20 protein-coding genes, 5 tRNA genes and 1 other RNA gene are annotated in these 22606 nt (G+C 53.9%); 12 read left to right on the top strand and 14 right to left on the bottom strand.

Features of this window, described 5'->3' with window-relative positions:
* Positions 1 to 149 precede the first annotated feature (149 nt).
* Complete coding sequence (locus tag KE671_RS18570; RefSeq protein WP_206164077.1) at positions 150 to 1385, top strand: ion channel protein; 1236 nt, start codon at positions 150 to 152, stop codon at positions 1383 to 1385.
* On the opposite strand, the gene KE671_RS18565 is transcribed toward KE671_RS18570, so the two are convergent.
* Entirely contained in the window at positions 1386 to 3041 is a 1656-nt protein-coding gene (locus tag KE671_RS18565; RefSeq protein ID WP_206164076.1) for an alpha-keto acid decarboxylase family protein, read from the bottom strand.
* A gap of 182 nt (positions 3042 to 3223) precedes the next feature.
* Between KE671_RS18565 and mgrA the strand changes: the two genes are divergently transcribed.
* Both mgrA and ypeC read left to right on the top strand, forming a co-directional pair.
* Complete coding sequence (gene mgrA, locus KE671_RS18560) at positions 3224 to 4222, top strand: L-glyceraldehyde 3-phosphate reductase (RefSeq protein ID WP_206164075.1); 999 nt, start codon at positions 3224 to 3226, stop codon at positions 4220 to 4222.
* A gap of 126 nt (positions 4223 to 4348) precedes the next feature.
* Entirely contained in the window at positions 4349 to 4675 is a 327-nt protein-coding gene (gene ypeC, locus KE671_RS18555; RefSeq protein WP_206164074.1) for a DUF2502 domain-containing protein YpeC, read from the top strand.
* Between the two features lie 46 nt (positions 4676 to 4721).
* Here the strand turns inward: ypeC and KE671_RS18550 are convergent, their stop codons facing one another.
* Together KE671_RS18550 and KE671_RS23115 are read right to left on the bottom strand one after the other, a co-directional pair.
* Positions 4722 to 5960, bottom strand: a complete 1239-nt coding sequence (locus KE671_RS18550) for an Nramp family divalent metal transporter (protein ID WP_206164073.1) — start codon at positions 5958 to 5960, stop codon at positions 4722 to 4724.
* The gene (locus KE671_RS23115) at positions 5941 to 6030 is read right to left on the bottom strand and encodes a hypothetical protein (protein WP_432759340.1); all 90 of its coding nucleotides are present in this window, start codon (positions 6028 to 6030) and stop codon (positions 5941 to 5943) included. Before KE671_RS23115 ends, KE671_RS18550 begins: the two co-directional genes overlap by 20 nt.
* 273 nt (positions 6031 to 6303) lie before the next feature.
* Between KE671_RS23115 and nupC the strand changes: the two genes are divergently transcribed.
* The gene (gene nupC / locus KE671_RS18545) at positions 6304 to 7506 is read left to right on the top strand and encodes a nucleoside permease NupC (protein ID WP_061074888.1); all 1203 of its coding nucleotides are present in this window, start codon (positions 6304 to 6306) and stop codon (positions 7504 to 7506) included.
* A gap of 42 nt (positions 7507 to 7548) precedes the next feature.
* Here the strand turns inward: nupC and KE671_RS18540 are convergent, their stop codons facing one another.
* From KE671_RS18540 to KE671_RS18530, 3 genes are all read right to left on the bottom strand, one after another.
* Complete coding sequence (locus KE671_RS18540) at positions 7549 to 9747, bottom strand: bifunctional diguanylate cyclase/phosphodiesterase (protein WP_206164072.1); 2199 nt, start codon at positions 9745 to 9747, stop codon at positions 7549 to 7551.
* A gap of 198 nt (positions 9748 to 9945) precedes the next feature.
* Positions 9946 to 10021: transfer RNA gene (locus tag KE671_RS18535), tRNA-Ala, on the bottom strand.
* A gap of 39 nt (positions 10022 to 10060) precedes the next feature.
* Positions 10061 to 10136 (bottom strand) — tRNA-Ala (locus tag KE671_RS18530).
* Between the two features lie 221 nt (positions 10137 to 10357).
* On the opposite strand from KE671_RS18530, the gene KE671_RS18525 reads away from it, so the two are divergent.
* Both KE671_RS18525 and KE671_RS18520 read left to right on the top strand, forming a co-directional pair.
* Entirely contained in the window at positions 10358 to 10720 is a 363-nt protein-coding gene (locus KE671_RS18525; RefSeq protein WP_042999923.1) for a MerR family transcriptional regulator, read from the top strand.
* Between the two features lies 1 nt (position 10721).
* Positions 10722 to 11114 (top strand): MerR family transcriptional regulator, encoded by a 393-nt coding sequence (locus tag KE671_RS18520; protein ID WP_206164071.1) that lies wholly within the window; start codon positions 10722 to 10724, stop codon positions 11112 to 11114.
* 53 nt (positions 11115 to 11167) lie between these two features.
* Here the strand turns inward: KE671_RS18520 and gltX are convergent, their stop codons facing one another.
* Positions 11168 to 12583, bottom strand: coding sequence for a glutamate--tRNA ligase (gene gltX, locus KE671_RS18515; protein ID WP_206164070.1), 1416 nt, complete (start codon positions 12581 to 12583; stop codon positions 11168 to 11170).
* A gap of 258 nt (positions 12584 to 12841) precedes the next feature.
* Here gltX and KE671_RS18510 point away from each other — a divergent pair.
* The 4 genes from KE671_RS18510 (at position 12842) to KE671_RS18495 (ending at position 13325) form a co-directional block, all read left to right on the top strand.
* Positions 12842 to 12917 (top strand) — tRNA-Val (locus tag KE671_RS18510).
* A gap of 44 nt (positions 12918 to 12961) precedes the next feature.
* Positions 12962 to 13037, top strand: a tRNA-Val gene (locus KE671_RS18505).
* A 41-nt stretch (positions 13038 to 13078) separates the two neighbouring features.
* Positions 13079 to 13154: transfer RNA gene (locus KE671_RS18500), tRNA-Val, on the top strand.
* A 37-nt stretch (positions 13155 to 13191) separates the two neighbouring features.
* Positions 13192 to 13325, top strand: a non-coding RNA gene (locus tag KE671_RS18495) — RtT sRNA.
* A gap of 51 nt (positions 13326 to 13376) precedes the next feature.
* Here the strand turns inward: KE671_RS18495 and KE671_RS18490 are convergent.
* The 3 genes from KE671_RS18490 to xapA form a co-directional block, all read right to left on the bottom strand.
* Positions 13377 to 14261 (bottom strand): LysR family transcriptional regulator, encoded by an 885-nt coding sequence (locus tag KE671_RS18490; protein WP_206164069.1) that lies wholly within the window; start codon positions 14259 to 14261, stop codon positions 13377 to 13379.
* A 97-nt stretch (positions 14262 to 14358) separates the two neighbouring features.
* Positions 14359 to 15615: a nucleoside permease gene (locus tag KE671_RS18485; protein WP_206164068.1), complete on the bottom strand. Its 1257-nt coding sequence runs from the start codon at positions 15613 to 15615 to the stop codon at positions 14359 to 14361.
* A gap of 61 nt (positions 15616 to 15676) precedes the next feature.
* Positions 15677 to 16510: a xanthosine phosphorylase gene (gene xapA / locus KE671_RS18480; protein WP_206164067.1), complete on the bottom strand. Its 834-nt coding sequence runs from the start codon at positions 16508 to 16510 to the stop codon at positions 15677 to 15679.
* A gap of 237 nt (positions 16511 to 16747) precedes the next feature.
* On the opposite strand from xapA, the gene KE671_RS18475 reads away from it, so the two are divergent.
* Positions 16748 to 17086 carry a FlxA-like family protein gene (locus KE671_RS18475; protein ID WP_206164066.1) on the top strand — a complete coding sequence of 113 codons (339 nt, stop codon included), beginning with the start codon at positions 16748 to 16750 and terminating at the stop codon, positions 17084 to 17086.
* On the opposite strand, the gene KE671_RS18470 is transcribed toward KE671_RS18475, so the two are convergent.
* Positions 17077 to 18003 carry a LysR family transcriptional regulator gene (locus KE671_RS18470; protein WP_206164065.1) on the bottom strand — a complete coding sequence of 309 codons (927 nt, stop codon included), beginning with the start codon at positions 18001 to 18003 and terminating at the stop codon, positions 17077 to 17079. The genes KE671_RS18475 and KE671_RS18470 overlap by 10 nt on opposite strands.
* Before the next feature lie 89 nt (positions 18004 to 18092).
* Here KE671_RS18470 and KE671_RS18465 point away from each other — a divergent pair, with 89 nt between their 5' ends.
* A complete protein-coding gene (locus KE671_RS18465) occupies positions 18093 to 19091 on the top strand; it encodes a bile acid:sodium symporter family protein (protein WP_206164064.1) in 999 nt (332 codons plus the stop codon).
* Here the strand turns inward: KE671_RS18465 and KE671_RS18460 are convergent.
* The 3 genes from KE671_RS18460 to zipA all read right to left on the bottom strand — a co-directional run bounded on the left by KE671_RS18460 (position 19088) and on the right by zipA (position 22433).
* The gene (locus KE671_RS18460) at positions 19088 to 19306 is read right to left on the bottom strand and encodes a DUF3820 family protein (protein WP_042317684.1); all 219 of its coding nucleotides are present in this window, start codon (positions 19304 to 19306) and stop codon (positions 19088 to 19090) included. The two genes, KE671_RS18465 and KE671_RS18460, sit on opposite strands and share 4 nt — an antisense overlap.
* Position 19307: 1 nt before the next feature.
* Complete coding sequence (gene ligA / locus KE671_RS18455) at positions 19308 to 21323, bottom strand: NAD-dependent DNA ligase LigA (RefSeq protein WP_206164063.1); 2016 nt, start codon at positions 21321 to 21323, stop codon at positions 19308 to 19310.
* A gap of 72 nt (positions 21324 to 21395) precedes the next feature.
* A complete protein-coding gene (gene zipA, locus KE671_RS18450) occupies positions 21396 to 22433 on the bottom strand; it encodes a cell division protein ZipA (RefSeq protein WP_206164062.1) in 1038 nt (345 codons plus the stop codon).
* Between the last annotated feature and the right edge of the window lie 173 nt (positions 22434 to 22606).

The raw sequence follows: 22606 nt of genomic DNA, 5'->3' as shown, positions 1-22606 counted from the left end.
GGGGCATAACAACAACGTCAGAAAAGCGAGTCCCCTGAAAATATCGATCCAGGTCACACAATAACTTTATCGTTTCAGCACCATTTGCAGCTATGCCATCCGGCTGACGCGGCAAACTGAACGCAAGACACGGCATAAAGGAAAAAAACATGCTCCATCCGCGAGCCAGAACCATGTTGTTATTGTCGCTCCCCGCGCTGATTCTGGGGGTCGCATCCAGTTTAGTCCTGATTGTGGTTATGAAGTTTGCCACCATCTTGCAGAGCGTACTTTGGCAACGTCTGCCGGGAAGTCTGGGGATCGCCGCCGATTCCCCTCTCTGGATTATGCTCACCCTGACGCTAACCGGGGTACTGGTGGGTCTGGTGATTCGCTACAGCACCGGACATGCGGGTCCTGATCCGGCGACCGAACCGCTCATCGGCGCACCAATTCCTCCGACTGCGTTGCCAGGCCTGATCATCGCGCTGGTGCTGGGTCTGGCGGGTGGCGTTAGCCTCGGTCCTGAACATCCCATTATGGCTGTTAACATAGCGTTAGCCGTTGCGTTGGGCCGTCGGTTGTTCCCACAGATTGGCGCACTCGACTGGACCATTCTGGCCTCCGCAGGCACCATCGGCGCCCTGTTTGGCACGCCGGTGGCCGCCGCGCTGATTTTCTCGCAAACCCTGAGCGGCTCGAACGATACCCCTTTGTGGGATCGCCTCTTTGCGCCGTTGATGGCGGCGGCGGCAGGTTCGCTGACCACCAGCCTGTTCTTTCATCCGCATTTCTCGCTTCCAATCGCCCACTACAACCAAATGCGTGTCGCAGACATTTTCTCCGGGGCCGTAGTAGCCGCGATTGCCATTGCCGCTGGAATGGTCGCGGTCTGGTGCTTACCCCGGCTGCACGCTTTACTGCATCGTTTGAAGAATCCGGTGCTGATCCTCGGCATTGGCGGCTTCCTGTTAGGGATACTCGGCGTGGTGGGTGGACCACTGACCCTGTTTAAAGGTCTGGACGAAATGCAGCAAATGGCGTTCAGCCAGACGCTCGGCGCAACGGATTTCTTTATGCTGGCGGTGATTAAACTCGCCGCGCTGGTTATAGCGGCGGCCAGCGGCTTTCGCGGAGGGCGGATCTTCCCTGCGGTATTTATCGGCGTGGCGTTAGGTTTGATGCTGCATGCCCACGTTGAAGCCGTCCCGGCTGCCATTACCGTCTCCTGCGCTATTCTGGGCCTGGTCCTGGTCGTCACTCGTGACGGCTGGCTTAGCCTGTTTATGGCCGCAGTGGTGGTGCCGGATACCACTCTGCTGCCATTGCTGTGTATTGTGATGCTTCCGGCCTGGCTGTTGCTGGCAGGTAAACCCATGATGGTCGCTAACCGGGAGGACAGATAGTCATCCGCTGTTACGCGACTCCAGCGCCTGGGTGACCTTACGTAACAGCACGGGTAAGTCGGCTTTTGGAAGCACGACCTCAATTAGCGAGAGCCGTTGCGGACGCGCCAGCCGGGCCAGAACTTCCTCGAGCTGGATGGCCTGAGTCACCCGCCAGCATTCGGCCCGATCGGCAAGGCTGAATGCCCGCGGGATCTGCGTCCAGTTCCAGGAAGCGATATCGTTGTACCGTTGTTTCTCCCCATGGATTGCTCGCTCGACGGTATACCCGTCATTATTAAGCACCAGGATCACCGGCGTTTGTCCGTCGCGCAGCATGGAGCCGATTTCCTGGATAGTCAGTTGCGCCGCGCCGTCGCCGGTGATCAGGATAACCCGACGCTCAGGTGCCGCCGTTTGTGCGCCAAACGCGGCGGGCAGTGAATAGCCAATCGATCCCCAGAGCGGTTGGACAATCAGTTCCGCCCCGCCAGGCAGCGACAGGGACGCGGCCCCAAATGCCGCCGTTCCCTGATCGGCCAGGATTAGATCGCCGGGTGCCAGCGCCTGCTGCACGGTATGCCAGAAATTCTCCTGGGTTAGTGGACCTCGTTCGATATGCGGCCGTACGGTCACAGGTTTAGCGGGCGGCGGAGTAATGGAGAGCTCCAGACACAGCTCACGTAACGTGGTGACTGCCTGCTCCATAGGCAGACCGCTGAACCAGGTGCTTCCTACCCGTGACGCCTGAGGCTGAACCTCAATCGTACGTTCCAGCGCCAGCTGCTGGGTGAAACCGGCCGTTAGCGTATCGACGAATTGGGTACCCACACAAATCGTGGTATCCGCCTCTTCTATCGCCTGACGGACGCCGTCACTGCTGGCCCCCGCGCTATAGGTACCGACAAAACCTGGCTGCTGTTCGTCGAAAAGCCCTTTTCCCATTAACAGTGTGGCATGGGCCATAGGCGTTTCAGCCATCCAGCGTTGCAGAACCGGTTGTAAACCAAAACGGTGAGCGAGAAAATCAGCCAGCAGCGCCACGCGGGGACTGTTGATCAGCTTTTGTCGGGCATGGTAGCGAAAGGCCGTCACTACACTCCCCTGCGATTCCGCTGTGGAGAGAGTCAGTTCCGCTGTTGGAGGGAATGCGGGACATTTCGCCACATCAGCAGGCAACATCAGGTAACCCGGACGATGGGCGGTCAACATTGCGCTCAATACACGGTCTATCTCATAACAGGCGTTCTGCGCATCTAACAACGCGCTGGCCGTACACAGGGATTGACTCATCCGGTAGAAGTGCTGGAAGTCGCCGTCCCCCAGCGTGTGGTGCATCAGTTCGCCCCGACGCTGCGCACCGCGACACGGGGCGCCAACAATATGCAGAACAGGGACATATTCCGCATAGCTGCCCGCCAGGCCATTCATCGCACTGAGCTCCCCCACGCCGAAGGTCGTCAGCAACGCGCCCGCCCCGGCGACCCGAGCGTAACCATCCGCCGCATAGGCGGCGTTAAGTTCGTTGGCGCACCCGACCCAGCACACATGCTGATGGCCGATCACATGATCAAGAAACTGCAAATTGTAATCGCCCGGCACGCCAAACAGATGCCCAATGCCGCACCCGGCAATTCTGTCGAGCAGATAATCCGCAACGGTGTAAGGGGTTTGCATGACAGCTTTCCTTCTGACGGTAACCTCATGTTGAGTATTGAAGAAGCGACGGGGCTGTCCAGAAAGAGGCGGCGATGACGGTGGAAAGCAGAATTTACAGGCGTTCAGAGTCAAAATGTCATTGAAAAATGGCCAGTGTAAACGTATACACTTGAGAGCTGAATTCACTGCGAGGGAAGATAATGGTTTACCAGCCTGATGAAAATCGCTATCAGAGAATGGCATATCGCCGCTGCGGTCAGAGCGGCCTGAAACTCCCTGCCATCTCGCTTGGCCTGTGGCATAACTTCGGCGATACCACCCAGGTGGAAAACAGCCGGGCTCTGCTGCAGCGTGCGTTTGATCTGGGGATCACCCACTTTGACCTCGCCAATAACTACGGCCCGCCGCCGGGATCGGCAGAACGTAACTTTGGCCGTATCCTGCAGGAAGATTTTTTACCGTGGCGCGATGAGCTGATCATCTCCACCAAAGCGGGGTATACCATGTGGGATGGCCCTTACGGCGACTGGGGATCCCGCAAGTATCTGATTGCCAGCCTTGATCAAAGTCTGAAGCGGATGGGGCTGGAGTACGTAGATATTTTCTACCATCACCGCCCCGATCCTGAAACGCCCCTGCGGGAAACAATGAAAGCGCTGGATCACATCGTGCGCCAGGGAAAAGCGCTGTACGTTGGGATTTCTAATTACCCTACCGATCGTGCCCGTGAAGCTATTGAAATCCTCAATGATTTGGGCACGCCGTGTCTGATCCATCAGCCCAAATACTCGATGTTTGAACGCGGGGTGGAAGATGGACTGCTGACGATGTTGCAGGAAAAAGGGGTAGGCTGTATTGCCTTTTCACCGCTGGCGGGAGGGCAACTCACCGATCGCTACCTGAACGGCATCCCGGCAGACTCCAGAGCTGCAAGCGGAAGCCGCTTTCTGAATCCGGATCAACTGACCGCCGGGAAGCTGGAAATCGTTCGTGAACTCAATGCATTGGCCGAAAAGCGCGGACAAAAACTGTCGCAAATGGCGCTCGCGTGGGTGCTGCGTAACGACAACGTCACGTCGGTGCTGATTGGCGCCAGTAAAACGGCGCAGATTGAAGATGCGGTCGGCATGCTGGCTAATCGTCATTTCACCGAGCAGGAGTGCGCCAATATCGATACCATTCTGAACCGCACGCGTTAACAGAATTTTTAGCAATTCGTGCTCTCATTCATGATTTAAGAGTTAAGGCGATGAAATGGGGCTTTACGGCCCCGTAATATTACGTTAACAGGCCGACTACGGCTTCGATCGTGAAGGAGATAAAGAATGTTCAGGTCACTGATTCTCGCGGCAGCCTTACTGGCTTTTACACCGCTTGCCGCAAACGCGGGCGAAATCACCCTGTTGCCATCGATAAAATTACAAATTGGCGATCGCGATAATTACGGTAACTACTGGGACGGCGGACACTGGCGTGACCGAGACTACTGGCATCGCAATTATGAATGGCGTAAAAATCGCTGGTGGCGACATGACAATGGCTATCACCGTGGCTGGGATAAGCGTAAAGCTTACGAGCGCGGATACCGGGAAGGCTGGCGCGATCGCGACGACCATCGCGGGCGCGGCAAAGGCCATAGACATCATCATTAATTCAGTTGCAGAGAAAGCCCGATACGAAATATCGGGCTTTTCAGTTTCAGAGTCCCAACGCCGTACCGACCAGCAGCCACAGGTTCAACGCCACCACCAGCACCACAATCATCCAGCCAATCTGTTTAACCCTGCGGGTGTTCACCAGATCGCCCATCAGTTTACTGTCGCTGGTAAATATCAGCAGTGGCACCAGCGCCAGTGCGATACCAAAGCTTAACAGCACCTGGCTCATCACCAGAATCCGCGTCGGATCAAGACCAAGCAAAATCACGATAAAGGACGGCATCATGGTAACCGTTCGCCGCACCCACAAAGGGATATGAAAGCGGACAAATCCTTGCATCACCACCTGCCCCGCCAGCGTTCCCACCACCGTTGACGACAGCCCCGCCGCTACCAGGCTTAGTCCGAAGACCGTTGCCGCCGCGTGGCTTAATAACGGTTCCAGCGTCAGATAAGCCTGATCCAGATCGGCAACGCCGGTGTGGCCACTGAAGTGAAATGCGGCGGCGGCAGTCGCCATCATCGCCAGATTGACGAACCCCGCAATGGTCATCGCGATAGCCACATCCCATTTTGTCGCCGCATAGCGCTGCAGACGAGTGCCGCCATGCAGGTGCTGCGTTAACGAAGAGTGCAGATAGATAACGTGTGGCATGATGGTTGCGCCCAGCACCCCGGCGGCCAGAAATACCGCTTCAGAGTTGGGCAAGCTGGGGATCATCATGCCTTTACTCAGTTGCGCAAAGTTGGGTTGAGAAAAGATCAGTTCAACAATATAGGCCATGGCGACAAACAGCAGCAGGCCGCCGATCACCTTTTCCAGCGGTTTTTGTCCACGACGCTGGAGCATCAGGATCAGGAAGGTGGCGATCCCGGTCAGTACCGCCCCCTGCAATAGCGAAACGCCGAGGATCAGTTTGAATCCTATCGCCGCCCCAATAAATTCCGCGAGATCGGTTGCCATCGCAATGATCTCCGCCTGCACCCAATAGAACCAGACCACCGGGCGCGGATAATGATCGCGAATTTGTTCAGCCAGATTCCTACCCGTGGCAATTCCCAGTTTGGCAGAAAGGACCTGGATAAGCATCGCCATCAGATTTGCCCAGACCACTACCCACAGCAGTTTATAACCAAAGCTGGCACCGGCCTGAATGTTGGTCGCAAAGTTGCCCGGATCGATATACCCGATCGCCGCGACAAACGCAGGTCCCATTAATGCGAGCCTCAACTTGCGCGCTGCTCTTCCACTGCTACTCTCAACGCGATCGTTTGTCATTTATTGCCTCGGAAACATAGCCTTTGCTATGTTTTATATTATGCCTAATGAGAATGGTTATCAAGTGCATGTAAAAGCGGTAACCTTGATTTCTCTTATAGGCAGGAACGATGAAAAGTGCGGGTACAGGAAATGCGCGCAGCATGTTTAATAATTGTTATTATATTAGCACAGTACGTTAACTATTCACTTTCGTATTAGACATAACAGAAGTGTATGCCGGATCACTATTTTTGAATCTCGTCACAGGTCCTGATTATAGTGTGTGTTAGATCTCGTTTTCTTTGCACGCGTTGCATAGAATGTGCACGGAAATTTAACCTGCCTCATATTTGGAGCAAATATGGACCGCGTCCTTCATTTTGTCCTGGCACTTGCCGTTGTTGCGATCCTCGCATTGCTGGTAAGCAGTGACCGTAAAAAAATTCGCATTCGTTATGTCGTTCAACTGCTTGTTATCGAAGTGTTACTGGCGTGGTTCTTCCTGAACTCCGACGTCGGCCTCGGCTTCGTGAGAGGCTTCTCCGAAATGTTTGAAAAACTACTCGGATTCGCCAATGAAGGGACGAACTTCGTCTTTGGCAGCATGAACGATAAAGGGTTGGCTTTCTTCTTCCTGAAAGTTCTCTGCCCTATCGTCTTCATTTCAGCGTTGATCGGTATTCTGCAGCATATTCGCGTGCTGCCGATTATCATTCGCGCCATTGGCTTCCTGTTATCCAAAGTCAACGGCATGGGCAAACTGGAATCCTTCAACGCCGTCAGCTCGCTGATCCTCGGCCAGTCTGAGAACTTTATCGCGTATAAAGACATTCTCGGCAAAATGTCCCGCAACCGCATGTACACCATGGCAGCGACGGCAATGTCCACCGTGTCCATGTCTATCGTCGGTGCATACATGACCATGCTGGAGCCTAAATACGTGGTTGCGGCGCTGGTTCTGAACATGTTCAGCACCTTCATCGTGCTGTCGCTAATCAACCCGTACCGCGTTGACGCAAGCGAAGAAAACATCCAGATGTCCAACCTGCACGAAGGTCAGAGCTTCTTCGAAATGCTGGGTGAATACATTCTGGCGGGTTTCAAAGTTGCGATTATCGTTGCAGCCATGCTGATCGGCTTCATCGCCCTGATCGCCGCACTGAACGCCCTGTTCGCCACCGTGACCGGCTGGTTCGGTTACAGCATCTCCTTCCAGGGCATCCTGGGCTACATCTTCTACCCGATTGCCTGGGTGATGGGTGTGCCGTCCAGTGAAGCGCTGCAGGTGGGTAGTATCATGGCGACCAAACTGGTGTCCAACGAATTTGTTGCAATGATGGACCTGCAGAAAATCGCCTCAACGCTCTCTCCGCGCGCGGAAGGTATCCTTTCTGTGTTCCTGGTCTCCTTCGCCAACTTCTCTTCTATTGGTATCATCGCGGGCGCAATTAAAGGCCTGAATGAAGAGCAAGGTAACGTTGTGTCTCGCTTTGGTCTGAAGCTGGTTTACGGCTCTACGCTGGTGAGCGTTCTGTCTGCCTCTATCGCTGCACTGGTTCTGTAAGACAGCACTGACATAAAAAACGGGGAACATATCCCCGTTTTTTTATGCCTGTAATTCCCCTAGCGGCTTCGGTTGTCCAATTAAATACCCCTGCAGGTAGTTCACGCCCAGACTTAACAGCAGCTCCCGCTGCGCAGGCGTTTCTACATATTCCGCCACCACGCTTAACGACTTTGCTTTTGCCAGATCGGTTATCGACTTCACGATCATCGCATCCAGCGAATCGGTCAGAATATCTTTTACAAACACCCCGTCGATTTTGATGATGTCAGCCTGCAGGCGCTTCAGGCGCTCGTAATTGGCATACCCGGTACCAAAATCATCAATCGCAATCCTGAAGCCAAATTTATGCAACTGTTCGATGTTTTGCATGCTGGTTTCCGAATGAGAAAATGCCTGCTCTTCTGTGATCTCAATAATGACCGTCTCCGGAGCGATACCATAACGGGTGAACAAACGAATAATGCGCGGCGCGGTCTCTTTTTGCAGCAAGGTCAATGGCATTAAATTGACCGAGAAAAGCGGACCAGACTCTGCAGAAGGATGCGAGGCTAACCAGTTCAGTAAGGCTTCGACGACTTGTAAATCAAAGCGAGCGCTGAGGTTAAACTGCGCAATCAGCGGAATAAATTGGTTTGGAGTCATGATGCCATCATCGCTTTTCAGTCGTGCGAGAATCTCATCATACCCTTTGCCCTCAGCATCACGGATAGGCTGCGCGTAAAGCAGGAGATCGCCGTTATCGAGCGCTTTACGAATTTTATTGAGCAACAGCACGCGCTCGGTCGTCTGGCCCGTTGCGACCTCCTGGCTGTGAGTCAGCGCCAGTACCCGGTGATTCACACAGGATTGCTCCGCCAGCCAGCTTAACTGTCCCAACAACGGTTGCAATGTCTCCGCCTTACCGTCCCATTGGCCCCAGGATGCGCCATAGCCCATGTCCAGCCCGGTGTTATTCCAGTAAATTTTACGGCTGTTCAACAGGTCGAGCATATGTTGCAGACGAGCGTCCACCTCCGGCCCGTTAAGCACCAGCAATAATTCACTACCGGGCAACTGGAAGATTTTTTCATTCTCAAGCATTAACGGTTGCAGCATACGGTACACCGTGCGTTTACTGTGCACCCGCATTAACATGCCATAGTGACGGCTCAGAAACTCCATGTTCTCCATGCGCAAGCAACAGACGCTCTGCCCCGACTCTTTATGCAGAAACTGTTCCAGCGCGCGCAGATTCGGTAAACGCGTTAAAGGATCGGTAAGCGCCTGCATGTGCCAGCGGCGATTAAGCCATTCACTACGCTGATAGATACGCATCATATAGAGCAGGCAAATACTAAACGAAACCAGCACTGACAGGACGAATGCCAACGAATACTCCGAGCCGACGCCCTGTAAAAAGTTGCGATTATAGGTCAGCAAGAACAGCGTAGAAATCGCCCAGCTCAGGTTCAAAAAAGGATAGGTCAGCTTGCCCACACCGGAGGTGAAAATAATAAAGAAAACGGGAACCAGATACCCGGCAATATAATCGTTGTCATACGGGGAGCACATCAGGATGAGCATAACGGCGATGACAGCGAGCCAGCACAAGGTAAATAAACGAAATTCCTTTTTGAAACAGGGGGCGATATCTCTACGCCAGAATGTCCGGGCATAGTGTGGACTCACGATCATCCGCATCGGGTAATAAAAAAGCATGGTGAAGATTAGCACCGCAGAGATCAGGCTTAGAATATCGACAATCGTGAAAATAGCGGCTGCTGTACCAAAAAACGTCGAGACGGCCACCGGAAAGTCGAGATAATGACCCGCCAGATACATGCTGATTTTAATCCCCACAGGCGTGATAAAACCGAACAAAATGACACGTCGCCAGATATTGCGATTGGGTAGTCCATAGCGCCAGCGCGAACCCAATTGCCAGCGAGCAATGGCGCAAATACCCACCACAGCAAACATCTGGCAAAAGAGAAGGACTGCTCCCTGGGCAAACGGCAGATGAAGATTCCAGTGGTTAGTGATATACAACGCTGATATCACAGGCAGAACACCTCGTCTGCCAAAAAGAAACATTACCGACAGCAGTACGCACAGCGGCAACCATGAAAGATAAATATAGCTGGAATCCACAATGGCCAGAGGGGATATCAAACGCGAAAACTGAATGGCTGCAATGGAGAGCAGGATCGCAAGAACGAATATTCTTATATTATTTATCAGGTTGCGCTTGGCTGGCATGAATTGACTGCTCTCACGGAACGAACTATTTGTCACATAAATGATAAGTTTATTCGCATCGCGAAGCAAACCTATACCCACCAGAAACCGTTCCCAGCTTTCGCCGAATAAACTCTGGCTTATCAGCAACTGTATTACAAAAATGGAAGGTATGCAGAGATAAAAAAAACCCCCGCTTCGCAGCGAGGGTTCTGAATTTGGTGGAGCTAAGCGGGATCGAACCGCTGACCTCTTGCATGCCATGCAAGCGCTCTCCCAGCTGAGCTATAGCCCCACGATGCATTTACGTACCAAAATTGTTGGGTTCAATTTTTGGTGGAGCTAAGCGGGATCGAACCGCTGACCTCTTGCATGCCATGCAAGCGCTCTCCCAGCTGAGCTATAGCCCCATTACGTAAAGCTTGTCGAGTTGACGGGCGGCATCATATGAATTCCCTTCGCATGTGTCAACGGCAAATTGAAGACGCCGATTCTGATCGTTGAAAAAGCAGACAAATGAAGAACATTACGTGGCAACTCGCATTCAGTAGTTAAACACGTCACGGTTTCTACTAAAATGGTGCTATAAAATGAGCCACTAATTAACCACACGACTATTCAGGGAATCTTTATGTTCAAGGAGCGGATGACGCCAGAAGAACTCGCGAATCTGACAGGTTACAGCCGACAGACCATCAATAAATGGGTGCGAAAAGAGGGTTGGGCGACATCACCAAAACCAGGCGTCCAGGGCGGTAAAGCCCGACTGGTGCATGTTAACGAACAGGTTCGTGAATATATCCGCAGCGCAGAACGCTCGGCGGAAGGACTGTCTGACACCTTCTCGCCTCCTGGCGATGCCTCGCTGGAAGCACTGCTGATCAAGCTGGTGAAAGAGATGACGCCAGCCGAACAAAAACACTTTACCTCTTTGCTTCTGCGGGAAGGAATTACCGGTTTATTACAACGCTTAGGGATCCGCGATAGCAAATAATATGAAAAGATTACGCAGCAAGATGACCACCGAAGAACTGGCGGACTGCCTCGGTGTCGCTAAGCAAACCGTGAATCGCTGGATCCGTGAACAAAAATGGGAAACGGAAAAATTTCCAGGCGTTAAAGGAGGTCGGGCAAGACTCGTTCATATCGATACACGCGTGCGCGAGTTTATTCTGAACATCCCGGCGTTTCGTAACCATTCTGCATTTTATCAGGCAGAAGAGTCGCTGGCCGAGTATAACCCGGTCGTACGCAGCCATGCTTATCGGCAAATTATTGATGCTGTAGAAAATATGTCTGCTGTGGAACAGGAAAAGTTAGCCCTGTTCCTGTCACGTGAAGGTATCCGCGGTTTCCTTACGCGTCTGGGTCTGAACGATTCCGACTAACACAACGAAAAACGGCAGAGTCTCCTCTGCCGTTTCGTTAATGCAACAATCGCTTACTGCTGCGCTTCACGATCTGCAATAAAAGCGAGCGCTTTATTGATGCGCTCAATGCTGCGAGTTTTCCCAATCGCGTGTACCGTCACGTCTAAGCCAGGAGATTGACCCGCACCGGTTACCGCAACACGCAGCGGCATACCGACTTTACCCATCCCCACTTCCAGCTCATCAGCGGTTGCCTGAATAGCATGATGCACGTTTTCAGCCGTCCACTCGGTAATGGCGGCCAGTTTGTCACGCACCACTTCCAGCGGCTGACGCGCAACCGGACGCAGGTGTTTCTTCGCGGCATCAGCATCAAACTCGGCAAAGTCTTCGTAGAAGTAACGGCAGCTCTGCGCCATTTCTTTCAGAGTTTTACAGCGCTCGCCCAGCAGTTTCACCAGCTCAGCCAGCGCCGGGCCGTTACGGGTGTCGATGTTTTCCTGCTCGATGTGCCACTGCAGATGCGTTGCCACATACTCCGGTGCCAGCGAGTTAATGTAGTGATGGTTCAACCACTGCAGTTTTTCCGTGTTGAACGCACTGGCGGATTTGCTGACCGCACCAAGGGAGAACAGCTTAATCATCTCTTCACGAGTGAAGATCTCCTGATCGCCGCTGGACCAGCCCAGACGCACCAGGTAGTTCAGCAGCGCTTCCGGCAGATAGCCGTCATCACGATACTGCATCACACTCACCGCGCCGTGACGTTTGGACAGCTTTTTACCGTCGTCGCCGTTGATCATGGAGACGTGAGCATACACCGGCACCGGCGCGTTCAGCGCTTTCAGGATGTTGATCTGGCGCGGGGTATTGTTGATATGGTCTTCACCACGAATGACGTGAGTGATCGCCATATCCCAGTCATCCACCACCACACAAAAGTTATAGGTTGGAGAACCGTCGGTGCGGCGGATGATCAGATCGTCCAGCTCCTGATTGCTGAATTCGATCGGGCCACGGATCTGATCGTCAAAAATGACAGAGCCGTCCTGCGGGTTGGCAAAACGGACAACGCAAGGCTCATCATCAGCGTGATGTTCATGACCATGACGGCAACGACCGTCATAGCGCGGTTTTTCACCCTTCGCCATCTGCTCTTCACGCAGGGCGTCCAGGCGCTCTTTGGAGCAGTAGCACTTATAGGCCGTACCCGCTTCCAGCATCTCATCAATCACGGCATTGTAACGATCAAAACGTTTAGTCTGGAAATACGGACCTTCGTCCCACTCCAGGCTCAGCCAGTTCATACCGTCCATAATGGCTTCGATAGCTTCTGGCGTAGAGCGTTCGAGATCGGTGTCTTCAATACGCAGCACAAACTCACCGCCGTGATTACGTGCAAAAAGCCAGGAATAGAGAGCAGTACGCGCACCACCGACATGCAGATAGCCTGTCGGGCTTGGCGCGAAGCGAGTTTTGATTTTCATGAAATGGCCTTACGTTTATAAAGATGCCGACAACCGGCAAATCCGGGAAAAATAGAATGGCCGATATTCTATCACTGTGAGGTAAATCCTCAATGTTGTTACCGGGTAAACGCCGTGCAGAACCGTTTTTGTTTAGAAATCATGCGCCAGAGACCGTTTCGCGATCGTTTTGCTTAAAATTACGACGAACAAACAATTTCTTTAGAAAAGGCGTTGACTCATTTTCAACTCTCCCTATAATGCGACTCCACACAGCGGGGGTGATTAGCTCAGCTGGGAGAGCACCTCCCTTACAAGGAGGGGGTCGGCGGTTCGATCCCGTCATCACCCACCAACTACTTTATGTAGTCTCCGCCGTGTGATAAGAAATTGAGAAGTGGGTGATTAGCTCAGCTGGGAGAGCACCTCCCTTACAAGGAGGGGGTCGGCGGTTCGATCCCGTCATCACCCACCACTTTCTCACCAGCTAAATTTCTTATTGTGAAGTACCGAAGTGGGTGATTAGCTCAGCTGGGAGAGCACCTCCCTTACAAGGAGGGGGTCGGCGGTTCGATCCCGTCATCACCCACCACTTCGGGTCGTTAGCTCAGTTGGTAGAGCAGTTGACTTTCCTTTTTGCTATGCGCTGAATGTGACGATTCGAACCTGCAGCAGGTTCGGGTCGAACGAAGTGAGACAACGGAGCCGCCTGCGGCGACGGCCCGAAGGGCGAGCGAAGCGAGTCATCCTGCACGACCCACCAGTCGCGTAGGCCGGATAAGACGTCAGTCGCCATCCGGCAATTCATCTCTCGTCATGCTATCAATGACGAGATCAACGTCTCCAGTGCGGGTGTCGCCTGCTGCTGGTCATAGACAATGTACAAATCTGCCGGAATACGCTCTTCTAACGGGCGAAATACCACTCCCGGCCAGTTCATCTGCGCATAGCTATCGGCAATCAGCGTAATGCCAATCCCCATACTGATCATCGCCAGTACCGTTTGTGGCTCCATCACTTCGCGAATGATCATCGGAGAGAACCCCGCGCTCTGGCAAACACGTTGCAGGAAAGCCCAGTCGGTGTGAATGGAAGGCATGGTGACGAAGTATTCGTTACGCAATGCTTCTAACGGCACGGCCTCACGGGCAGTCAGCGGATGCTCTTCCGGCATCGCCACCAGAAATGAGGATTCATGTAGTCGCAGGCTGGTAAATCCAGGCGCAGGCTCAATCGCCATTCGCCAGACGCCGGCATCCAGTTCACGTCGCTCCAGCATGGCCATTTGCATCGCGGGCATATTCTCGCGAAACATCACCTCAACATTAGGGTTCATCTTCAGGAATCGACGCATCACCGGACGCATTTTTCCCCACATCGCGGTGCCGATCACCCCCAGTTCGATCCGCCCTGCCTCACCGCGCCCGATCTGTTCGACCCGCGCCAACACCTGATTGGCGCTGGAGAGCAGACGTCGTGACTCCTCCATCAGGATTTTCCCCGCGTGGGTCAACGCGACGCTGCGTGAATGACGGATGAACAACAGCGTGCCGAGCTCCTGCTCCAGCTCCTTAATATGAGTACTCAATGGAGGCTGCGACATATTCAGACGAGCGGCGGCGCGTCCAAAATGCAACTCTTCTGCAACAGCAAGAAAATAACGCAGTAGCTTGAGATCGATACGATGCGTGCGTTCCATGGGTAAGGCGCTCCAGAGGGGAAAAGAATGCGCCAAATTACCACAATGCATCACAGAACAGGAACGGCGGGCAACAAACGCCCGCCACAAACAGAGCTTAACGAGCCAGCGAGCGCTGTGCCAGTTTTTCAGGCTCATGTTTGTACTTAAAGAACAGCGCGAAAATCACCGCCAGCGCCAGGGCATAGGCCGCAAAGACCAGCCAGATGGTTTGCCAGTCCTTCACTCCATCCACAGAGAAGTAATCCACCGCCATACCGCTCAGGATAGAACCCACCCACGCCCCGACGCCGTTGACCATCGTCATAAACAGCCCCTGCGCGCTGGCACGGATCCGTGATTCCACCTCTTGCTCAACGAAGACAGAGCCGGAGATATTGAAGAAGTCGAATGCGCAGCCGTAGACAATCATCGACAGCAGTAGCAGGACAAAACCGAACGGCGACGGATCGCCAAAGGCAAAGAAACCAAAGCGCAATGTCCACGCCAGCATGCTCATCAGCATGACCGTTTTGATACCAAAACGTTTGAGGAAGAACGGGATGGTCAGAATAAAGCCCACTTCAGCCATCTGCGAGACGGACAGTAAGATGGACGGGTATTTCACCACAAAGCTGTCGGCAAATTGCGGATCGCGGGCAAAGTCGTGCAGGAAGGGATTGCCGAAAACGTTGGTAATTTGCAGCACCGCTCCCAGCATCATGGCAAACAGAAAGAAAATCGCCATCCGCGCATTTTTAAACAGCACGAACGCGTCCAGCCCCAGCTTACTGGCGAACGATGCACTCGCTTTCTTCTCGGCCACCGGAATTTTCGGCAGCGTGAGCGCATAGAGCGCCAACAGCAGCGACGCGCCGGACGCAATGTACAGCTGCGCGCTGCTCAGCTCCAGTCCCATCAGACTGACGGTCCACATCGCAACGATAAAACCAATCGTGCCAAAAACGCGGATTGGAGGAAATGCGCTTACCGGATCTTGTCCCGTCTGCGCCAGGCAGGAGTAGGAGACGCTGTTCGAGAGCGAAATGGTCGGCATGAAAGCCATCGCGTTGATCAACATCACCCAGAACATCGTGTCCGGGTCGGTCACCGTGGTCGCATACAGCAATACGCCCGCGCAGATCAGATGACAGAGCATATAAGCGCGTTCTGCCCGCAGCCATTTGTCAGCAATAATCCCCATAATTCCGGGCATAACAATCGCCGCCAGCCCTTTTGAGCTGTATATCATCCCCACGTTGGCGCCGGTAAAATGAAGGGTGTTAATCATGTATGAGCCCAGGGTCACCAGCCAGCTTCCCCAGATAAAATATTGCATAAACGACATGATCTTTAATCGGGACGCAATACCCATTTTTCTCTTCCTTGCCGTAGAGTACGAACCCCGCTGGCAAGCGGGGTCATCATTATTTGTCTCAGGCCAGTTTGCGCAGGAACCCGCAAATCAAGTTGATAAAGTTCTGCCGGGAAAGTTCAGCGGCAGCCAGAGTCTGCGCATGAGAGAGTTTTACATCGCCCAGTCCTTCCGCCAGATTGGTGATTGCCGACACGGCAACCACTTTCAGTCCGCAATGACGGGCGGTAATGACTTCAGGCACCACCGACATCCCCACCACATCGCCGCCGATAATTTGCATCATGCGGATCTCCGCGGCCGTTTCAAAGTTGGGTCCAGGATAAGAAACAAAGACGCCTTCGCTCAGCGTGAAGCCCTCGTCGTCGGCAACGATCTGTAAAACCGCACGATAATCGGCATCATAGGCATTAGCCAGCGAGAAGAAACGTTCGCCAAAGCGTTCGTCGTTCGGGCCAACCATTGGCGTTCCCGGCATGGTGTTAATATGGTCGCTCAGGGCAACCAGGCTGCCCGGCCCCACTTCCGGACGCAGAGAACCCGCCGCGTTGGTGCAGAACAGCAGTTCGCAGCCCAGCAGCTTCATCGTGCGAATGGCGTCGGTCATCACGGTCATGCCGCGTCCTTCGTAGAAGTGCCCGCGCCCTTTCATACAGGCGACCGGAACCCCGGCCAGATGACCGAGCACTAACTCACCGGCATGCCCGTGAACGGTACTGACCGGGAAACCCGGCAGCTTCTCGTAGGAAATCGCCACCGCATCTTCTATCTGCTCAGCGAGCGCGCCTAAACCCGATCCAAGAATAAAGGCCACGCGCGGCGTGAAGTCAGGTTTGTAACCGCGAATAATATCAGCGCTGTTCCAGGGATTCTGGGAAAAGTGGGAGTCGGTCATGAGATGTCCTTATAATCGGCTAATCACTCATTGAGTGAGGGAAGTTATGGTTATAGCGAGAGTACGCAATCGATTACCAATACAGTTTTCCCTGCCGATCGATAGTAAATATGTATTGATATAGCGAATCAAAACCGTTGGAAGAAAAAAAGTGTCGCTGCCAGAAATGGCAGGGGGTACTGAAGGTCTGCGAAGCTATGCCGATATCGTAGTTTTAATGGCAAAAGGAAAACCACAATGACCACAATTAACGTTTCAACCCCTTCAGTGCAAAACGGTGGTGGAACAAAAGCCGCCTCCGGTAACAGCATCTCTGCACAAATCGCGCAGATTGCAGAGAAAATCACCCAACTGACGCAGAAGCTCAAAGACGTCCCAAACGGCAGCGGCAGTGCCGAAGAGAAGCAGAAGCAGCAGGAATTGATACAAACTCAGATCAAAGTGTTGCAGGCACAACTGGCGCAGTTACAGCGCCAGCAGGTGGAAGAGGCCCAGCAAAAGCAAGAACAAACACAGCTCAAAGCGGAAGGCGTTAATTATCCTTCCGATGACCATCAGGTTGACGTCTATATCTGATAGAGCGGATCCTGTTCACGTAAATTCGTTAATACATTTGCCTGGGTGCGGACGACCTCCCACAGCGCCTGGGCTGCTGTCGACAACGAGCGGTTTTTGCGCCGCGCCAGCATCAGCTGTCGTTCCACCACTGGCGTCAGTCGTTTTACCTGTAAATGACTCCCCTGCGGCAACGGTAAGGCCAGCGCAGGCAGAATGCTAATGCCTATCCCCGCTTCTACCATCGGAAACAGCGTTGCCGGATGACCAATTTCCTGCACAATATTGGCTTCTATCGCAAAGTGCGCGAGCGCCGCATCAATGAGAGGCCGGCTCCCCGAAGCGTAATCCTGCAACACCAGTCGTTCCTGCCGGAGATCCTGCCAGCTCACCCACTCCTGTTGCGCCAGCAGATGCGCCTGATGGCAGAGCAGAAGAAAGGGTTCGGAGAGTATCGCTTCGCACTGCAAATCGCTCACCGCTCCGGGATCAATCACAATACCAAAATCCACTTCCCCCTGGCGGATACTCTCCAGTACCCACTGCTGTGGTCGATCGTGCAGAACAAAGTCAATCGCCGGATAACGCTGATTGCTTTGCGCAATGCACTGCGGAATGAGGTGGGCGGAGATAGTCTGGCTTGCCGCCACGCGGACAGTACCGGCGAGTTGCGTGCCCACCCTACCCGCTTCCCGCAACGTGATGTGCAGTTCATCCAGCAGTCGCTCCAGGCGGCCCGCCAACTGTTGCCCGGCATCCGTCAGCACAACTTCACGCGTCGTGCGGTCCAGTAGTTTCACCCCTGTCTGACGCTCCAGTTCTTTGATACTGTGACTGACTGCCGATTGACTCAGACCAATACACTCACCGGCCCGGCTGAAACTTCGCTCCTGAGCAACAGTGACAAACACACGTAATTGACGCAGTGAATAATTCATCAACTCAATTCATATATAGATGCAATAAATCAATTTTATTTCTCAAAATGAAAAACGCAAAATGAGGACACCGAATTCCTGGAGTATTTATGAATATTTTTCGTATCCTTGATCCGTTTACCCTGACCCTGGTTACGGTCGTTCTGCTGGCCTCATTTTTCCCCGCTGAGGGAAATTTTGTTCCTGTTGTTGAAGGTATTACCACCGCCGCCATTGCGCTCTTGTTCTTTATGCACGGGGCAAAGCTCTCGCGCGAAGCCATTATCGCTGGCGGCAGCCACTGGCGTTTGCACCTGTGGGTGATGTGCAGCACCTTTATTCTGTTCCCGGTGCTTGGTGTGCTGTTTGCCTGGTGGGCGCCTGTCAACGTTGATCCGATGCTGTACACCGGCTTCCTGTATCTTTGCATCTTGCCCGCCACCGTGCAGTCGGCGATTGCCTTTACGTCGCTGGCGGGAGGGAACGTTGCGGCAGCCGTCTGCTCGGCGTCGGCCTCCAGCCTGCTGGGGATTTTCCTCTCGCCACTGCTGGTCGGTGTGGTGATGAACATTCACGGCGCAGAAGGCAGTCTGGAACAGGTTGGAAAAATCATGCTGCAACTGCTGTTGCCGTTTGTGCTGGGGCACCTTTCCCGTCCGTGGATCGGCAAATGGGTTGCGCGAAATAAAAAATGGATTGCGAAGACGGATCAGACGTCAATTCTGCTGGTGGTCTATTCGGCCTTCAGTGAAGCCGTGGTTAACGGGATCTGGCACAAAGTGGGCTGGGGTTCTCTGCTGTTTATCGTCGTGGTCAGCATTGTGCTGCTCGCCATCGTGATTGCCGTAAACATCTTTGTTGCGCGCAAATGCGGCTTCAACAAGGCCGACGAAATCACGATTGTCTTCTGCGGGTCGAAAAAGAGTCTGGCGAACGGCGTACCAATGGCCAATATCCTCTTTCCAACGTCCGTCATTGGGATGATGGTGTTGCCGCTGATGATTTTCCACCAGATCCAGTTGATGGTCTGCGCGGTACTGGCGCGTCGCTACAAGCGCCAGACTGAACAATTACAGGCGCAGCAGGACAGCCGCGCCGCAAAAGCTTAAAGCGGACGTTTCAGGGGCTGAACCAATTGGCTCAGCCCTTCGGTTTTGATCAACAGCGTAATTTGCATCAGCTCGCCCAGTTTGCCCGCCGGGAACTCATCCTTACGGGCAAACCACAACAGATACTCTTCCGGTACATCGATCAGCCGACGCCCTTTGTATTTACCAAACGGCATCACCGTGTTGGCAATCTCAACGAGCTGCTCTTTCTCCATCTCAGACGCCCAGCATGCGGAGCATTTCCGCTTCATCAATCACCGCGATCCCCAACTCTTGCGCTTTTGCCAGCTTGGAACCTGCCGCTTCGCCAGCAATGACCAGATCGGTCTTCTTCGAGACGCTACCCGCCACTTTCGCGCCGAGTTCCACCAGACGCGCTTTCGCGTCATCACGAGACATCTGACTCAGGCTCCCAGTCAACACCACCGTTTTCCCGGCAAAAGGACTGTCGATCTCTTCCACGTTGATCGCCACCGGCGCAGGCCAGCGAATACCTTCCGCCAGTAGCTGCGCGATCACATCGCGGTTGCTCTCTTCGGCAAAGAAGTTAAATACATGGGTGGCGACGACAATGCCCACATCGGGGACTTTTTGCAGCTCGTCGATGGACGCCGCCTCCAGCGCCTCCAGCGTACCAAAAAAGGCCGCCAGACCTGCCGCCGTGGCCTCACCAACTTCCCGGATACCGAGCGCGTACAGAAAGCGCGCAAAGGTCGTCTCTTTCGATTTTTCCAGCGCATCCACCACGTTTTGCGCCGACTTCGGCCCCATCCGGTCGAGACCGGTCAGTTTACCGGCAGTCAACCTGAACAGATCCGCCGGCGTGTGGACATACTCTTTCTCGACCAGTTGGTCGATAATCTTGTCTCCCATCCCGTCCACGTCCATCGCCCGCCGAGACACGAAATGCTTGAGGGACTCTTTACGTTGCGCGCCGCAAATCAGGCCACCAGTACAGCGAGCAACCGCTTCACCTTCCACGCGTTCGACATCGGAATTGCACACCGGGCAATGCGTCGGAAACTCTACGGGTCGCGTGTCGTCCGGACGCTCGGAAAGCACCACGTTGACCACCTGCGGGATGACATCGCCAGCACGGCGAATTACCACCTTATCGCCAATACGCAACCCAAGACGCTCGATTTCATCGGCATTATGCAGCGTGGCGTTACTCACCAGTACACCCGCAACCTGAACAGGTTCAAGACGCGCAACGGGAGTAATCGCCCCGGTGCGGCCAACCTGAAATTCCACGTCACGAACAAAGGTCATCTGCTCTTGCGCCGGGAATTTAAAGGCCACCGCCCAGCGCGGCGCACGGGCGACGAACCCCAGTTGTTCCTGTAGCGCCATCGAGTTGACCTTAATCACCACGCCATCGATGTCGAAGCCCAGAGTCGGGCGGTCTTCTTCCACCTTGTGGTAAAAAGCCAGCACCGCTTCCGGCGAGTCACACAGCGTCACGCGATCGCTAACCGGCAGCCCCCACGCTTTGAATTGCAGCAGACGGCCGAGATGCGTATCAGGCAGTTCGCCCCCTTCCAGCACGCCAACACCGTAGCAAAAGAAAGTGAGCGGTCGCTTCGCGGTGATGCGCGGATCGAGCTGGCGCAGCGATCCTGCCGCCGCGTTGCGCGGGTTAGCAAACAGCTTTCCCCCCGTACGGCGAGCATCTTCATTGATCTTTTCAAAACCAGCCTGTGGCAGGAAAACTTCACCACGCACTTCCAGACGCGTCGGAATGTTATCGCCGTGGAGTTTCAGCGGGATAGCGCGGATAGTCCGCACGTTTGAGGTAATATCCTCACCGGTCGTGCCATCACCACGAGTGGCGGCGCTGACGAGTACGCCATTTTCGTAAAGAAGGCTGACCGCCAGGCCGTCCAGCTTCATCTCACAGCACCAGGTCAACTTATCGCTGCTATTAAGGCGGTCCTGCACGCGCTTGTTAAAGGCCAGGAAACTCTCTTCATCAAAGACGTTGTCCAGTGACAACATCGGCACTTCATGACGAATCTGGCTGAAAGAAGCCAGCGGCGCAGCGCCCACGCGCTGAGTCGGAGAGTCCGGGGTGATCAGATCCGGGTGCAGTGCTTCCAGCTCACGCAGTTCGCGCATCAGACGGTCATATTCCGCATCCGGGATTTCTGGCGCATCCATCACATGGTAAAGATACTCATGATGGCGAAGCGTGGTTCGCAGTTCGGTCAGTTGTTGTTCAATTGATTCCATATCGCACCATCAATGATAAAAAACCCCCGACAGGCGGGGGTTCAGAAAGGAAGTTGTCGTGCCTTGAGTTTATCAGGCGTTCGCGTCTTTCACTTCGCGGATTCGGTCCTGATACTCGCGCAATTTTTGTGGCGTCATCATCCGACGCTGATCGTCGAGCACTACGCCACCGACTTCATCGGCAATGTGCTGTGCGGATTGCAGCATCAGTTTAAAGTTTTGCAGTTCATCGCCGTAAGACGGCACCTGCATAAAGATGGTCACGCCCGGCGTGGTGAAGTCGACCATTTCTGGATCAAACGTACCCGGGTTAACCATATTCGCCAGGCTGAATAACGCCGGGCCGCTGCCATCCGGGCTCAAATGGCGATGGAAAATATTCATGTCACCAAATTTGAATCCGGCCTGCTGAATGCTGTTGAGCAGCACTTCACCGTTAAGTTCGCTGCCATGATGGGCGGCGACGTTCATGATGATTACCGCTTCTTTACGCTGCGGTTTTTCCGGAGCTGGCGCTTCTTCAACGACGGGCTCAGGCTGCGGCTCGACCACGGGTTCTGCGGGCTGGAAAGCCTGTTGCGACGGTTGCGGTACAGTCGGCTGAACGGGCTGAACCTGCGGCGCAACGGGTTGTTGTTGAACCGGCTGCGGCTGATGCACAGGTTGTTGCGGCGCAGGCTGGTGCACCGGCTGCGGCTGAGCGGATTGCTGCGGTGCAGGCTGTGGCTGCTGGACCGGTTGCTGCGGCGGACGCTGGGCATGCTGCGGCTGTACCGGCGCTTCAGGCGATGGCTGAACCGGCTGACGCGGCTGTGCCGACGCATAAGGCGGCTGGTACTGGTGTTGCGGCGACTGGCGAGGAGCTTCATGCTCCTGCGGGTTGCCAGGGGCATGATTCACACGGTGAACACGAACTTCACCAACGCCTTCGTCTGCTTCAACATCATCGTCATACGAGTCGTCGTCGCGTTTTGATTTCATGCGTTTTAGTGGACGATCGCGGAACATAGAAGATCGTTCTTTACGGCTGGTCCAGAAACCATGTACCAGTAAAGCGATTATGGCGATCGCGCCAACAATGATTAATATCAGACGCAAATCCTGCATCATTATATTCTCTGTTGTTCTAACACCTTGCCACCACGGCAAACATTTACTCACTAAGAGTATTTGCCGATTACGTCAAGTGCAAGTGTACTCTTAGCTTTCACAGCATAAAGATGAACGAAATCGTGCTTTTTGCTGTTTTTTCGAACATTTCCGAACTGTTCTGTGTGCGATAA

Origin of the sequence: Citrobacter amalonaticus, from assembly GCF_018252635.1 — a bacterium.
Taxonomy (GTDB): domain Bacteria; phylum Pseudomonadota; class Gammaproteobacteria; order Enterobacterales; family Enterobacteriaceae; genus Citrobacter_A; species Citrobacter_A amalonaticus_E.
The sequence above is the reverse complement of the archived record's forward strand: the minus strand, read 5'-3'. Positions and strand labels throughout refer to the sequence as shown.

Excerpts from the sequence above, each read along its gene's own strand:
- KE671_RS18570 (WP_206164077.1), top strand. The coding sequence starts at position 150 with ATGCTCCATCCGCGAGCCAGAACCATGTTGTTATTGTCGCTCCCCGCG.
- KE671_RS18565 (WP_206164076.1), bottom strand. The coding sequence starts at position 3,041 with ATGCAAACCCCTTACACCGTTGCGGATTATCTGCTCGACAGAATTGCC.
- mgrA (WP_206164075.1), top strand. The coding sequence starts at position 3,224 with ATGGTTTACCAGCCTGATGAAAATCGCTATCAGAGAATGGCATATCGC.
- ypeC (WP_206164074.1), top strand. The coding sequence starts at position 4,349 with ATGTTCAGGTCACTGATTCTCGCGGCAGCCTTACTGGCTTTTACACCG.
- KE671_RS18550 (WP_206164073.1), bottom strand. The coding sequence starts at position 5,960 with ATGACAAACGATCGCGTTGAGAGTAGCAGTGGAAGAGCAGCGCGCAAG.
- KE671_RS23115 (WP_432759340.1), bottom strand. The coding sequence starts at position 6,030 with ATGCACTTGATAACCATTCTCATTAGGCATAATATAAAACATAGCAAA.
- nupC (WP_061074888.1), top strand. The coding sequence starts at position 6,304 with ATGGACCGCGTCCTTCATTTTGTCCTGGCACTTGCCGTTGTTGCGATC.
- KE671_RS18540 (WP_206164072.1), bottom strand. The coding sequence starts at position 9,747 with ATGCCAGCCAAGCGCAACCTGATAAATAATATAAGAATATTCGTTCTT.
- KE671_RS18525 (WP_042999923.1), top strand. The coding sequence starts at position 10,358 with ATGTTCAAGGAGCGGATGACGCCAGAAGAACTCGCGAATCTGACAGGT.
- KE671_RS18520 (WP_206164071.1), top strand. The coding sequence starts at position 10,722 with ATGAAAAGATTACGCAGCAAGATGACCACCGAAGAACTGGCGGACTGC.
- gltX (WP_206164070.1), bottom strand. The coding sequence starts at position 12,583 with ATGAAAATCAAAACTCGCTTCGCGCCAAGCCCGACAGGCTATCTGCAT.
- KE671_RS18490 (WP_206164069.1), bottom strand. The coding sequence starts at position 14,261 with ATGGAACGCACGCATCGTATCGATCTCAAGCTACTGCGTTATTTTCTT.
- KE671_RS18485 (WP_206164068.1), bottom strand. The coding sequence starts at position 15,615 with ATGGGTATTGCGTCCCGATTAAAGATCATGTCGTTTATGCAATATTTT.
- xapA (WP_206164067.1), bottom strand. The coding sequence starts at position 16,510 with ATGACCGACTCCCACTTTTCCCAGAATCCCTGGAACAGCGCTGATATT.
- KE671_RS18475 (WP_206164066.1), top strand. The coding sequence starts at position 16,748 with ATGACCACAATTAACGTTTCAACCCCTTCAGTGCAAAACGGTGGTGGA.
- KE671_RS18470 (WP_206164065.1), bottom strand. The coding sequence starts at position 18,003 with ATGAATTATTCACTGCGTCAATTACGTGTGTTTGTCACTGTTGCTCAG.
- KE671_RS18465 (WP_206164064.1), top strand. The coding sequence starts at position 18,093 with ATGAATATTTTTCGTATCCTTGATCCGTTTACCCTGACCCTGGTTACG.
- KE671_RS18460 (WP_042317684.1), bottom strand. The coding sequence starts at position 19,306 with ATGGAGAAAGAGCAGCTCGTTGAGATTGCCAACACGGTGATGCCGTTT.
- ligA (WP_206164063.1), bottom strand. The coding sequence starts at position 21,323 with ATGGAATCAATTGAACAACAACTGACCGAACTGCGAACCACGCTTCGC.
- zipA (WP_206164062.1), bottom strand. The coding sequence starts at position 22,433 with ATGATGCAGGATTTGCGTCTGATATTAATCATTGTTGGCGCGATCGCC.